Genomic DNA, 13,505 nt, shown 5'->3' with positions numbered 1-13,505 from the left:
AGGAAAAGCGGCACCAAAAGGTGCCGCTTAAATTTTTATAGTGATTGTGTATTCGAGCTTGCGTCTTCGCGCACGTCAAACTCTACATGCCATTTTTGGCCATTGTCGGCAGCGATAGCTTCTAGGTATAGCGTGCCGAGCTCAGTAACGCGTGAGGCTAGGGTAACCGGCACGACTTCGCCTTCACGGCGACCTTCGGTGACGGGTAGTGTTACCTGAATTTCTGGTAGCTCGTCTAGCTCTTCTGGTGCCCAGTGGTCAAGATGTGTCCCAGCCTCATCGTCACGGCGAACCGTAGAACCAAAGAACTGGAAGTTGACAGGCTGACCAATGATCAGACCAAATTCCTGACTTGGTACATTAACTTGAGAACCTTCTTCCATGCCAAATGGTGCAACACATAATGCTTCCATTGGTGGAGCCATACCAGGAATGGCTGGCATCGCACTTTCGATCCCCACATAGTAGCTTGAAGCAATACCACCGCGGATACGTACGCCCTGACCACGACGAACAGCGCCATAGTAAGAGGCACCACTTGCGACTGCAAGATCTAGGTCAACGCCAGTGAGTCGTTTTGCCATTTCACAGTCAGCATCAATCAACCACTCATTGATGGTCTCTTCAAGACGGTGAGCGAGCAAGTTAGATTTAAGTACACCACCATTAAACAAGATAGCAGTAGGCTTAATAAAATCACTCGATGGTTGAGCACTGCCACCCATATTGGCAAAAGGATTGAAGTCTTGAGCCGGATTCTCGCCGTTTTGAGCATTGGCCTGTTTCGTTAAAAAGGCGGCGATGTGGCGTGTGATGCCTGCATCCTGAGCGTAAGGCAGACCCATCTGAGTTAGAGCAGCACGGTTACGCTGCACAGGTTGTTCAGTGACCGCCACTTTAGGGAAAAATCCATCAACAAGAGTCTGTTGAACTTCCTGCTGTGTTAGCTCAGTTTTTAAAGTTGCGCCTAGCAGCTTAGAGCCGCGACTAGGTACCACAATAGGAACCGACTGTAGCTCGCTATCGTTGAGAAGGGCCTCTTTCGCGTCGCGACAAGCGTGTGTCATGGCTTGAACTTGCCACGGCTGAAGTTCTTTCCCTTCTTGAGCTAGTTTCATTTTCAAGCGATAGGCGAGGGCGAGATCCATGTTGTCACCGCCAAGGAGTATATGTTCACCAACCGCGATACGATTTAGGGTGAGATTGCCTTCATCCTCAGTCACTTCAACCAAAGAAAGGTCGGTTGTACCACCACCGATATCGACAACCAGTACGATATCGCCAACAGAAACCTCATCGCGCCACTTGTCATTGCTGTTATCAATCCAGTTGTACAACGCTGCCTGAGGCTCTTCAAGTAAAGTAAGGTGGACAAAACCCACGTTGCGAGCGGCTTCTGCGGTCAAATCACGTGCCGCAGGGTCAAACGATGCTGGTACGGTGATGGTCACGTCCTGATCGGCAAGTAAATGATTCGGATTTCCGTAATCCCACGCTTGTTTTAGATGCTCTAAATAGAGCTCAGTTGCTCGCAGAGGTGATACTTTTTCAACCTCTTCTGGGCTGCCTGCGGGTAGGAAAGCGTCACGGCGGTTTACACCACCGTGACACAGCCAAGATTTTGCACTAGCAATCAAACGAATCGGTGTTTTTGAGCCTAGATTTCGCGCAATTGCACCAACCAGCGCGGTTGGCTGTGATGTCCATGGAAGGACTCGAGACACAGGGTTCATCTCGTGCTCATGAGGCTGGTATAGGAACGAGCCCAACTGATTCCGATTCTCCACGGTGCCAGGTGCGGTTAGTTGTGGAATCGCCATGACTTCAACACGCGCGTTTTCATCGGTTGTATCGACGTAAGAAAGCACACAGTGAGTGGTGCCTAAGTCGATACCCACACTAAATTTAGCCAGCGGCTCTTGAGTCGGTTGTTGAGCAATGTTTTGCGTTTCCATTACAGCTCTACCTCTGCAGGAGCAATAACGGTTGCGTCATAGTTCTCAGCCAGCTTTGGCAGATTCATCGAACTTGCTTTCCAGCCTTTGTGAACGAGTGTGCCATGGAATGGTGCACTGCCCGTTACGTTACCTGTAAGGCGAACTTGTTGTGGGTTGAAACCTTGTTCAATAGTGATTCGCGTCTCTTCGTCTTCATTGCGAATATGTTCTAGTGTGACGTAGTCACTAAGCACTTTCTGGCCACCGGTGTGGATAACACGAGCGGCTGCACCGACTTCTTCATCTGAGAATGAAGTCAGGTCTTCTTTGAGGAAATCAATCAATCGTGCTTCTTGCTGCATTAGCGCAAGGAGTTGCATCGCCGAGTCGGTTGAAGCGGTTGCAAGTTTTGATTCTACTTCGACGACTTTCTCGACGATTTTTTCGACTTCAACGACTTTTTCAACTTCAACGATCTTTTCGACAGGTTTTTCGACTTCGACGATTTTTTCAACTGGCTTCTCAACCACTTTCTCGATCACTTTAGATTTGCGAGACACCGCAATAAGAAGAAGTAAAACGCTTGATGCAGCGAGGCCTGCGTGAAGCATATCGAACGTTTGAGGGATCATTTGTAAATCGAACGTCATGACATTTCTCTTAACTATTTAATGAAAGGAGAGATTGGCTCAATCTCTGCTTTGGTTCTCAGCTTGGAACGAGAACCACGTTATTCTGATAAATTGGGGCAGATAGTAACATAATCAAGTCGCCATTCGGCTAGTAAAACAAGTCTTATCAGGAATTTTCGTCACCGTTTGGTCCGTTTTTGACCGAATTTTGCCGCAAAAAGAGGCATGCGCCACGAAACGTAAATTGTTTCATATCAAATTGTTGTTTGCGCTTTAAGTCATCAATTGGATAGGGCTACAATGTGAGCGATATTTCGACAAAGCTGTAAACATAAAATGCGTTATGCAACGACTTAATAAAAAGCACTTCCTTTATCCCTTCTTAACATTTCTCTTTTCTCTGTTCGTTGCATTTTATGCGGTTTACTTTGCGTATCAGTCACAGCTGAAATATACCATCTCGTTAGTCGATAAACTGGCTGACCAGCAAGCAGAAAATCTCCAACAAATTGTTCAGAGTGATCTCCATTTTATCGGTGCTGGGGCGAACTTTTTTCATTCTACGCAACCACAGGATTGGGACAGATTTCCGGTTTTTGCTGATCAAGTGGTTTCGTCTTCACCAACGCTGATCGCTTTGCAATGGATGCAACGTGTCGAGAAGCAGGACATTCCCAGTCATATTGAACAGGTGCGGAAAACATTTCCTGATTTCAATATTTACACAGTACCCAAAGATGGTGAGAAAACGACCGGCTATATCATGACTGATAACCAACCTGTCTACACCGCTTCTGATGTTTACCCTCGCAGCCCAGAAAACATCAGCGTATTGGGTTACTACTCGTCGCGTGAGCGCTTTCAACGAGTACTGAATAACATAACGATGAAAGGCGAGCCAAGCGTATCGGATAAAGTTCGTTTGCTACAAGATGGTCTCGACAGGAGTATTGCGAAATCGGGTCTTCTTGTTTATCACCCAGTGTTCGATTTAGAACACGAAGATCAACTGATTGGTGTGGTAATTGGTGTCATTCGTTCAACCAAATACTTTGAATCGATTGTGGTAAGAACCGCAACGGAACAGGACTTATTAGTACAAGTTACGGACATGGGGTTTGATGCCGAAGATGATCCTATCCTCTACCGCAGCCCAAACTGGAACTACACCCAAGGTATCGAGATTACTAAACGAGTGGTGTTGCCCAATCGTGAATGGCTAGTCGATTTTAAACTCGACAGGCAGGTTACCCGCAATGACTCTTTGGTGCTCGCAGCTATCTTTCTTTCAGGCCTAACGATCGCTTGTCTGTTGAGTTTTATTGTCTATTTGCTAGTGAGAGACAAAGAGCACTTAGCGGTACTTCTCGATGAGCGTACTCAGGAGCTACAGTTCCTTGTTGTGCATGACTCTTTAACGGGTATTTATAACCGTAGAGCGTTTAACCAGTATTTACGCGAGCTGGTCAAAACCAATCAGAGCTTTGCTCTGATCACCTTTGACATTGATAGATTTAAGTTAATCAATGATCACTTTGGTCATGTTGCAGGTGACGAAATGCTTGTGTGTGTCGCGAAACTTATTCAACAACATTTGGTTAAAGAAGATATCTTTGTACGTATGGGTGGCGATGAGTTTTGTATTCTTTCTAAAGTCACGAACAAAGATCAGTTAAGAGATTATCTGAATGTAATTCGTTGTGCAGTCGCTGAGCTTGTGCATACCTATGGTGGACAAAAGATTCGTTGTACATTGAGTATTGGCGCTGCCATTAGACGTCACGAAGATGAGGAGAGCATAATGCAAGCCTCTGACGCACAATTGTACAAGAGTAAACAGACTGGCCGTAATTGTGTATCAATCGCGGAATAACTGAACACTCAACGGCCAAGCAGTCGAGTTTTTCAAATTTCTGATGTAGAATTTTACGCTTTCACAATATTGTCAACAAAGGCGAACCATGAACCATAACCGTGTAGTTTGTTTCGATTTGGAAATGTGCTGTTGGAATGAAAACGGTGTCGGTACCACTGGCGAAATTATTGAAGTCGGGCTTGCGGAAATTGATCTCGCTAGCGGTGAAATTGTTAAGAGAGCTCAGTACTACGTTAAACCTGAGCACGATGAAGTGTCACTGTTCTGTTCTCAATTGACCGGAATTACACCGCGAAAAATAGAAAAACAAGGGCGTCCGCTTAGCGAAGTGATTAAGTCGATGGTGAAAAACTTTGGTGGCACAAATAAGATATACGCCGCTTGGGGGCGAGATGATCGCGTGTTGCGTGCGGAGTGCAAAGCAAAAGGGATTGATATGCCCTTCAATGAATTCATCAACCTTGCCACTTTATATCGAATTCAAAACCGCTTGAAAGACAAAAGAATAGGTCATAAAGCCGCTCAAGAAAGTAAAGGTATTGAGTGGGAAGGTCGCCAGCACTCTGGTTACGTAGACGCGTACAACTTAGCTAAGCTGGCACTGACAATGCTGTGATAAAAACGAAGGGAGCTCACGCTCCCTTTTCTATTTTTGGTCAGTGACCGACAACTTGGCGCGAATAAACTCACTGTGGTCAACGTAAAGTAACTCGGCAGTTTTTCGAATCACAGAGTCTTCTAATGGGTCGATTTGTCCATCGGCGTTCGCCACTTGCCACATCGCTTGTATCAAATCAAAACGTTTTTCTTGGCTCAGTTCTCTAAGTTGAGAGGTGAATTCATAGAGTGATGAAGCCTCTTTGCTGTTTTGTTCCGCTCTCGCGAGCAGACCTCTTGCCTGATTTTCATCAATCGCGAGAAGTTTTTCGAGCAGATGTCTCTTGGCTATTTTTTCTTGTTCACTGACCTGATGATCGGCACCGGCAACCTCGCACAGAAGGGAAGCGATAGCCAGAGTTGGCTCGCCTGTGTTAGCGTGTCCCAGATCTTGCCCATCAAGGAGTTGCTTAAAGAGTTGGGTAATGGAATTCAACATAGTTGTTGCCTCAAATTTGTCTCTACAGCTATAGATAGTGATGAATAGCTGCAATAACAAGTCACTTTACATAAACCTTACTTTTCCTTTATCGGAGGAAAGTCCCATTCAACGCCCTCTGCGGTCAAAATCGAAACTCGCGATGGTTTGCCATGTTGATCCAGTTTCAACTCACCAATTGCGCTGGTGTTAACTAATCTACGTGTTCCTGGTGTCTCTGGATCGCGCTTATTGATTTTTAGCCGCTTACGTTTGGTGAGAAAGTTTAGCGGAGAGCGGGGGGAATATAGTAAACGGTCGGCATGATCGCAGATTGCCAGCAGAGGTTCTGGAAAATGATTTTTAAAGCCGCTGCAGGTGATTTGGTATATGTTTGGACTGTTACGTCGGAACCTCAGTTTGATGTCGTAAGCAAATGAGTAGTGAACATCGCCCGACAGAATCACAAAATTGGTCGGTGTTTTGGTATGGGTAAAGATACTTAGGAGTGTGTTCGCGCTTCCTGGGTGCGCCATCCAGTTTTCAGCATCAATCACCAAAGGTTGTCCAATCACGGTGGCCACTTTCTGCAAAGCTTCGATCACCTTAACGCCAAACATTGGCGCCGCCGACACCACTACGACCTTATCTTGATGCATTAGCTCATGTTGAAACTCGATCAAGGCTTCCCAATCCATCAAACCGGAAGGTTTGTTCATGCGAGATTCAGACCGCCAGCGTCGTGTTCTGGTATCCAACACGACAACTTTTGGGGAGCTGTGAATGGTGTAGTGCCAGCGTTCAAAAGTATATAGGTAGCGGATAAAATCGTCTTGTGCGTGGCAACTAGGTTGTTGGATAAAGCGATTCGCTACATCGAGAAACTCTTGGTTGAAGTTGTCAGGCTCGTTTCCCCAGCCTTGACAGAGCCAGTACGCAATTAACCCATTGCCAATGATTCGGTTTGAAAGAGGGTGGCTGTACGCCGCCTTTTCCCATCCGATAGTGAGGTTCCAGTCATCGGTGACATCGTGGTCGTCGAAAATCATGTAGGTAGGGATGTGGGCGAACAACCTTTGTACCATAGGTAAGCCAGTGACAAACTGGCTTATGATTGCTTTTTCCTCGCGCCACTTGTGTTGAAATTTTGGTGATATCGCTTGGCCACCATGTGTAAAGCCCGCGTCGAGCAAGCGATCCATATTGACGCAATGCCAAAGAGCGGGTGACCAAACCAGCAGATACATCGCGAAGAACTCTGAGAAGGTAACCAGATGATTCTCTGCTTCGCGAGAACTGAATATTGGCGCGTTTCGATGTGGCAACAGTTTGGTTAACCAATGACCGTCGTCAACATAGTGCGGGAGGAGTTTATCTCTCGAATAATAGCAGTGTGGGTGTGCAAACAGCTGCTCGCTCGAGGAGAAAGGTGCGCCTTCGAAGCGCTCGTCTGGTAATCCAAGAAGTTGAATGGTTTGAATAATGGCATCCAGCGTCGGGCCAGCGACATGGTCTGCATAGATTTGATCACCACTCATCATTAGCAAGTCAGGACGTTGCTGCAACTCTTGCGTCGCGACTTTTCTATCCGCCGCAACCAGTGCATCTTTGCTTGGATGGTGAGGATTACGACAAGAGCCATGAAGTATATAGTCAGCTTTGGTTGAGATACGAAATGTTAGTGAGATTTCATCCTCGTACAGCAGGTAGGGGCAAAGTTCCGTTATTGCGCCATACTGCGTCACAAACTGGTAGCTGAGGGCGACATCGGTCGGAAATTGGCCTCGGAAGTGTGCCAAGGTGAGATAGCAGTGAGCGCCAAGCGGTAACTGGTTACACTGTTCGAGGTCTTGGCTGAAAATTTGACCTTGGTTTGGTTCTAGATTGAGTTCAAATTTGCCTTGCAGTGGTTCACTGGTAACCAGCCAAAATACCAAGTCGTTGGCGGTTGTTTTTCTTAATATAGGGCCTGCGATAACAAAGGGTAACTTACTATTCATTGACTACTCAGTGGGTGGCTCAGGGACTTCAGGGTCTTCCAGTATTTCGATGATGTCTGAGCTGGAAAGTTCATGACCCATGAGAAAAAGAGCCAGCATGGCATCTGCTTTCGTTTTCGTGTCCGAACTTTCTTCAAGAATCTGTTCAAAGCGATGGCGGATCATGGCGACTTCATGTTCGACAAAACCGCGACCTTCCTCTTCTCCCTGAGTCTCTTCTGGTGCTGAGTCGAAATGCAAAAACATCATTTCGCCATCTTGTGACGTATCAATCAGGCGCTCTGGTAGCCAGGCTTCACCTGTTACGATGTCTGGATCACTCCCTTCTGGCAGTGAATTTAATAAACTTTTTAGTTCAGATGCTTTCACAATATTTTGATTTAGTGGATCATATATACATATTTTAACGACGAATGACCAAGAAACATAAGTATTAACTGCGATGTTTAGCTAGATTTTGGCTCTCTTCGTCACTTTTGGACCAATAATGACATTTAATAAACGTCTCATTGCCTTAGCCGCCATGGCTAGCAGCATGACATCAATGCAACTGCTCGCAAGCCAAGACGCTTCAATCGGAGAACAAGATTGGGGTATAGCAGCAGTGTATCGAATGGCGTCGATTCCTTTTAATACTCAGAGTGAGGATCAGACCGTCAGCACGTTTGTTCCCCTGATGTACTTTAATAATGACCACTTTTTCGTCAATGGACTTGAAGGTGGCGCTTATCTTTACACATCAGACGACGAGCGTTACCAGTTGAATGGTTTAATGCGCTTACGTTTTGTCGATATTCCTGCGTCGGCACAAAATGCCCTCCAAGGCGATACCTTCGATTTTGGTGCTCAACTTAGATACCAAATTGACCAGCAGTGGCATCTTGATAGCGAACTGATGTCTGATTCAGATTCTCGTATTCATGCCAACCTCACGGCCTCAGGATATTATGAATTTGGCGATTGGGAGTTGGAACCTCATCTGACTGTACGCTATAAAGGTGCTGATTTTAATAGCGAGTATTACGCCTTTTCGAGGCAGGCCAATGAACAAATTGGCGCAGGGGTGGATGTTAAGCTAGGGGTAAGTGCACGCTACCATGTTTACTCCAACTTGTACTTGCTTGGCGCGACCAGTGTCACTCGTCTCGATAATAATGCTTATAACGCTTCTGCAATTAACGACCGATATCAAGGTGAAGTTTATCTTGGCTTTGGATTCTTTAATGACAAGAGTAAAGCGCCAAAATCCGAGCTAACCAACAAGCGTTATTTCAGGGTTGCACACGGTTGGGCTACGCCATCCAATATCGGTGAGATTATGAAATTTAACACCGAGAAAGATCCCTATAATAACCAACTGACTTCGTTGTTTTATGGACACCCATTAACCGATGAGATCTTTGGCGTTCCGCTTGATATCTATTTCACGCCGGGTATTGTTCACCATTGGTCATCAGACGTTCAGTCGTCAGCCACTGAATATGTTGCGGCGATTAAGGCATATTACACCGTTGATTGGCCAACCAAATGGCGTTTTGGTTTCGCAGAGGGTGTCTCTTATATCGACAGTTTTACTTACATCGAACATGAAGAGATGAAATCGAAAGGCTACACACCTAGTAACTATTTGAACTATCTTGATTTTTCTTTTGATGTCAATGTCGGGGATCTGTTCAATAGCCGCGATTTCGATAAAGTCTGGGTCGGATACTCTTTGCATCATCGCAGCGCGATTTTTGAAAAAGCCTCTCAATACGGGCGCATTAAGGGTGGCAGTAACTACAATTCCATCTACGTCCAGATCGATTTTTGATCCGAGCCGATTAGCTGGGCCAAACTCTTAAAACCGAGCGGCAGTGATGCCGCTCGGTTTTCATCGCCATTAAAACTCTAACGAGCCCATGATAGTGCTTCCTGGGAACGGTTTACTCGTATAACACTAGCTTTGTTTAGACGCTAACATGTTTGCAGAACAGAGTGGTGTAAGCCTGACGGTAAGTTGTGTGATACAATTCGCACGCTTTTGAATGAGAAATAAAAAATAGGAAATGCTTTGACTTCGTCACAGCCTAAAAAAGAGACCAACATGACTGCATCAACAAATAGCGCAGCCACGTTACGTAAAGCCCTAAATGAGTGCATGCTGCGCGACCGCTTCCGTTTGAGTAAGCGTATTTCGGGTGCCAGTAAAATTAAGAATGACGCCTCACGCTCTGCCGTGTTTGATGAGATTGCGCTTGATATTGCCAAGTCTATGATGGAAGCAGAGCAGCGAGGGCATAGCTCACCAACAATCGAATACCCTGAAATCCTCCCCGTCAGCCAGAAAAAAGACGATATTGCGAAAGCGATAGCAGAGAATCAGGTCGTGATCGTTGCAGGTGAGACCGGTTCAGGAAAAACGACACAGCTGCCAAAAATTTGTGCCGAACTCGGGCGTGGAAAATATGGTCTGATTGGTCATACCCAGCCTCGACGTCTTGCGGCGCGCTCTGTCGCTAGTCGTATTGCACAAGAGATGGAAACACAGCTCGGTGAGTTTGTGGGTTATAAAGTTCGTTTTAACGACCAAATCTCTGACAATACACAGATCAAGTTAATGACGGACGGTATTCTACTGGCTGAAATTCAGCATGACCGTTTTCTGAACCAGTATGACACCATCATTATCGATGAAGCGCATGAACGTAGCCTTAACATCGATTTTATTCTCGGCTACCTCAAAGAGCTGTTACCGCGTCGTCCGGATTTAAAGATTATTATCACGTCTGCAACGATCGATCCTGAGCGATTCTCTAAGCATTTTGGTCACGCACCGATCATCGAAGTGTCGGGGCGTACTTACCCTGTTGAAACACGCTACCGTCCACTTTTTGGTGATGACGATGTTGACCGTGACCAACTGCAGGGCATTTTCGATGCGGTTGACGAGCTTTGTGAAGAGGGTCTGGGTGATATCCTGATCTTTATGAACGGTGAGCGTGAAATCCGTGATACCGCTGATGCATTAGCAAAACGCAATCTAAAGAGCACAGAAATTGTGCCTCTGTATGCGAGATTGTCAGCTGGCGAACAGAACAAGATCTTTCAGCCACATGCCGGACGTCGAATTGTGCTGGCAACTAACGTAGCCGAAACATCATTGACGGTACCAGGTATTAAATACGTGATTGACCCTGGTACTGCGCGTATCAGTCGTTACAGTTACCGAACTAAAGTACAGCGTCTTCCCATTGAGCCAGTTTCTCAAGCAAGTGCAAATCAGCGTAAAGGTCGATGTGGTCGTGTTGAGGAAGGGATCTGTATCCGTTTGTATTCAGAAGAGGATTTTAATGCTCGTCCAGAGTTTACTGATCCAGAAATCCTGCGTACCAACCTAGCTTCAGTTATCTTGCAGATGACGGCATTGGGACTGGGTGATATTGAAGCTTTCCCATTTGTCGAAGCGCCAGATAAGCGAAATGTCCAAGATGGTGTTCGTTTGCTGGAAGAGTTGGGTGCGATCAATGAAAAAGCGAAAGACCCGAAAAAACGCCTGACGCCGATTGGACGCCAATTAGCAAGATTGCCTATCGATCCGCGCTTGGCACGCATGGTACTTGAAGCGCCTAAATATGGTGCACTGAAGGAGCTAATGATCATAGCGTCTGCGCTTTCGATCCAAGATCCTCGTGAGCGTCCAAGTGACAAGCAGCAATCTTCGGATGACAAGCACCGTCGCTTCTTCCATGAAGATTCAGATTTCATGACTTTGGTAAACCTTTGGGATTACATTCAGAAGCAACAAAAGGCATTGACGGGCAACCAGTTCCGCAAACAGTGCAAGCAAGATTATTTGAACTACTTGCGTGTTCGTGAGTGGCAGGATGTCTACTTCCAAGTCCATCAATCAATGCGTGAAATGGACTTTAAACTCAATGACGAACCGGCGAGCTACCAAGGTGTGCACAGTGCGATTTTAGTTGGTTTGCTTTCTCATATTGGTATGAAAGACCAAGAGAAAAATGATTATCAAGGCGCACGTAACGCTCGTTTTCATATTTTTCCAGCCTCAGGTCTGTTCAAAAAACAGCCGAAGTGGATCATGTCGGCTGAGTTGGTGGAGACCTCCAAGCTATGGGGGCGTATTATCGCCAAGATTCAGCCAGAGTGGATTGAGCCTTTAGCGAAGCATCTGATTAAACGCAGTTACAGCGAACCACATTGGTCGAAAAAACGTGCTGCGGTTATGGCTCACGAAAAAGTGATGCTTTACGGCGTGCCTATTGTACCAAAGCGTTTGGTTAACTACGGCAACATTGACCCAGTCGTCAGCCGTGAACTCTTTATTCGCAGTGCTTTAGTGGAAGGAGAGTGGGAAACCAAACATGCTTTCTTTAAGCAAAACCGTAAGTTATTGCAAGAAGTTGAAGAGCTCGAACACAAATCTCGTCGCCGTGACATTCTGGTTGACGATGATGAACTGTTTGATTTCTACGATCAGCGCGTGGGCACCGAAGTTGTGTCTGGCAAACATTTTGATACTTGGTGGAAGAACGCATCGAAACAAAACTCAGAGCTACTGAATTTTGAAAAAGAGATGCTATTTAAAGGCGATGCCAGTCATGTCACTGATCTGGATTACCCTAACTTCTGGCACCAGAATGGGTTAAAACTCAAACTAAGTTATCAGTTTGAGCCTGGCGAAGATAACGACGGTGTAACGGTTCATCTGCCGCTGCCAATATTAAACCAAGTAGAACCCGCTGGTTTTGATTGGCAAATTCCTGGTTTACGTCATGAGCTGGTGGTCAGCCTTATCAAGTCGTTACCAAAGACTATTCGTAAGAATTTTGTGCCAGCCCCTAACTACGCTGATGCATTTTTAGCACGCTCGACGCCTTTTGAGTCGCCATTGCTGGATTCATTGGAGAAAGAGTTACGTCGAATGACGGGGGTAGAAGTACTTCGCGAAGATTGGAATCTAGAGCAAGTTCCCGACCACTTGAAGGTGACTTTCCGTGCCGTTGATCATCGCAACCGCAAGCTCAGAGAGCATCGTAACCTTCATGAACTCAAAGAGAGCTTAAAAGATAAGGTGCAGGAAACCCTGTCAAAAGTTGCTGACGATGATATTGAGCAGCAGGGTTTGCACACTTGGAGCTTTGGCGAGCTACCGAAAGTTTATCAGCAGAAACGCGGTGGTTATGACGTTAAAGCGTATCCAGCGATCGTTGACAGCAAAGACAGCGTCGAAATCAAGCTATACGAAACCGAGTATGAGCAAATTTCAGCAATGAAAGCCGGTCAGCGCCGTTTGATATTGTTAAACGTACCGTCACCGATTAAATATCTGCATACCAACTTGCCAAACAAATCGAAGCTCGGTTTGTACTTCAACCCTTACGGTAAAGTTCTCGATCTCATCGATGACTGTATCGCTTGTGGTGTTGATAAATTGATAGAAGAGAAAGGTGGTTTGGTGTGGGAGCCAGAACAGTTCGAACAGCTTAAAGAGCACGTACGCGCTGAATTAGGTGACACTGTGGTAGAAATTGCTCAACAAGTAGAGACAATTTTAACAACGGCTTTTAATATCAATAAGAAGCTGAAAGGCAAGATTGACTTTACGATGGCTTTTGCCCTGTCTGACATTAAAGCGCAAATTGAAGGGTTAATCTTCAAAGGTTTTGCGACAGAGTGTGGTTGGAAACGTCTACCCGATATTCTTCGCTATATGAAGGCCATTGAGCGTCGGATGGAAAAACTGCCGATCGACCCTAACAAAGATCGTTTGCACATGCTCAAGATTGAGTCGGTCAGCAATGATTACAAAGAGCTGCTTAACAAGATACCTAAGGGTGTTGCCGTGCCTGATAACGTCAAAGAAGTGCGTTGGATGTTAGAGGAATTGAGGGTGAGTTTCTTTGCTCAGCAACTTGGTACACCATATCCGGTATCGGACAAACGAGTTAAAATGGCAATTGATGCCTGTTAGGTATGCAA

General features: G+C 45.8%; 9 protein-coding genes. 4 read left to right on the top strand and 5 right to left on the bottom strand.

Annotated features, from left to right (window positions below; genetic code table 11):
* Positions 1 to 35 precede the first annotated feature (35 nt).
* Positions 36 to 1,955, bottom strand: coding sequence for an Hsp70 family protein (locus DA100_RS17340; RefSeq protein ID WP_138973272.1), 1,920 nt, complete (start codon positions 1,953 to 1,955; stop codon positions 36 to 38).
* The gene (locus DA100_RS17335) at positions 1,955 to 2,587 is read right to left on the bottom strand and encodes a DUF2760 domain-containing protein (RefSeq protein ID WP_138973271.1); all 633 of its coding nucleotides are present in this window, start codon (positions 2,585 to 2,587) and stop codon (positions 1,955 to 1,957) included. Before DA100_RS17335 ends, DA100_RS17340 begins: the two co-directional genes overlap by 1 nt.
* Before the next feature lie 325 nt (positions 2,588 to 2,912).
* Here DA100_RS17335 and DA100_RS17330 point away from each other — a divergent pair, with 325 nt between their 5' ends.
* Both DA100_RS17330 and DA100_RS17325 read left to right on the top strand, forming a co-directional pair.
* Positions 2,913 to 4,442, top strand: a complete 1,530-nt coding sequence (locus tag DA100_RS17330) for a sensor domain-containing diguanylate cyclase (RefSeq protein WP_138973270.1) — start codon at positions 2,913 to 2,915, stop codon at positions 4,440 to 4,442.
* A gap of 88 nt (positions 4,443 to 4,530) precedes the next feature.
* Positions 4,531 to 5,061, top strand: a complete 531-nt coding sequence (locus DA100_RS17325; RefSeq protein ID WP_138973269.1) for a 3'-5' exonuclease — start codon at positions 4,531 to 4,533, stop codon at positions 5,059 to 5,061.
* A gap of 30 nt (positions 5,062 to 5,091) precedes the next feature.
* Here the strand turns inward: DA100_RS17325 and DA100_RS17320 are convergent, their stop codons facing one another.
* From DA100_RS17320 to DA100_RS17310, 3 genes are all read right to left on the bottom strand, one after another.
* Positions 5,092 to 5,541: a TerB family tellurite resistance protein gene (locus DA100_RS17320; RefSeq protein ID WP_138973268.1), complete on the bottom strand. Its 450-nt coding sequence runs from the start codon at positions 5,539 to 5,541 to the stop codon at positions 5,092 to 5,094.
* 77 nt (positions 5,542 to 5,618) lie between these two features.
* Complete coding sequence (locus DA100_RS17315) at positions 5,619 to 7,520, bottom strand: alkaline phosphatase D family protein (protein ID WP_138973267.1); 1,902 nt, start codon at positions 7,518 to 7,520, stop codon at positions 5,619 to 5,621.
* Between the two features lie 3 nt (positions 7,521 to 7,523).
* Entirely contained in the window at positions 7,524 to 7,889 is a 366-nt protein-coding gene (locus DA100_RS17310) for a hypothetical protein (protein WP_138973266.1), read from the bottom strand.
* A 154-nt stretch (positions 7,890 to 8,043) separates the two neighbouring features.
* Here DA100_RS17310 and DA100_RS17305 point away from each other — a divergent pair, with 154 nt between their 5' ends.
* A complete protein-coding gene (locus tag DA100_RS17305) occupies positions 8,044 to 9,333 on the top strand; it encodes a MipA/OmpV family protein (RefSeq protein ID WP_240800954.1) in 1,290 nt (429 codons plus the stop codon).
* A 273-nt stretch (positions 9,334 to 9,606) separates the two neighbouring features.
* Positions 9,607 to 13,497 (top strand): ATP-dependent RNA helicase HrpA, encoded by a 3,891-nt coding sequence (gene hrpA / locus DA100_RS17300; RefSeq protein WP_138973264.1) that lies wholly within the window; start codon positions 9,607 to 9,609, stop codon positions 13,495 to 13,497.
* Positions 13,498 to 13,505: the final 8 nt, after the last annotated feature.

Source organism: Vibrio sp. Hep-1b-8, assembly GCF_006124995.1.
Classification (GTDB): domain Bacteria; phylum Pseudomonadota; class Gammaproteobacteria; order Enterobacterales; family Vibrionaceae; genus Vibrio.
This window is presented reverse-complemented; position numbering and strand designations above follow the sequence as displayed.

Coding starts and splice junctions, on each gene's coding strand:
- hrpA (WP_138973264.1), top strand. CDS start 9,607: ATGACTGCATCAACAAATAGCGCAGCCACGTTACGTAAAGCCCTAAAT.
- DA100_RS17335 (WP_138973271.1), bottom strand. CDS start 2,587: ATGACGTTCGATTTACAAATGATCCCTCAAACGTTCGATATGCTTCAC.
- DA100_RS17340 (WP_138973272.1), bottom strand. CDS start 1,955: ATGGAAACGCAAAACATTGCTCAACAACCGACTCAAGAGCCGCTGGCT.
- DA100_RS17305 (WP_240800954.1), top strand. CDS start 8,044: ATGGCTAGCAGCATGACATCAATGCAACTGCTCGCAAGCCAAGACGCT.
- DA100_RS17320 (WP_138973268.1), bottom strand. CDS start 5,541: ATGTTGAATTCCATTACCCAACTCTTTAAGCAACTCCTTGATGGGCAA.
- DA100_RS17315 (WP_138973267.1), bottom strand. CDS start 7,520: ATGAATAGTAAGTTACCCTTTGTTATCGCAGGCCCTATATTAAGAAAA.
- DA100_RS17325 (WP_138973269.1), top strand. CDS start 4,531: ATGAACCATAACCGTGTAGTTTGTTTCGATTTGGAAATGTGCTGTTGG.
- DA100_RS17330 (WP_138973270.1), top strand. CDS start 2,913: ATGCAACGACTTAATAAAAAGCACTTCCTTTATCCCTTCTTAACATTT.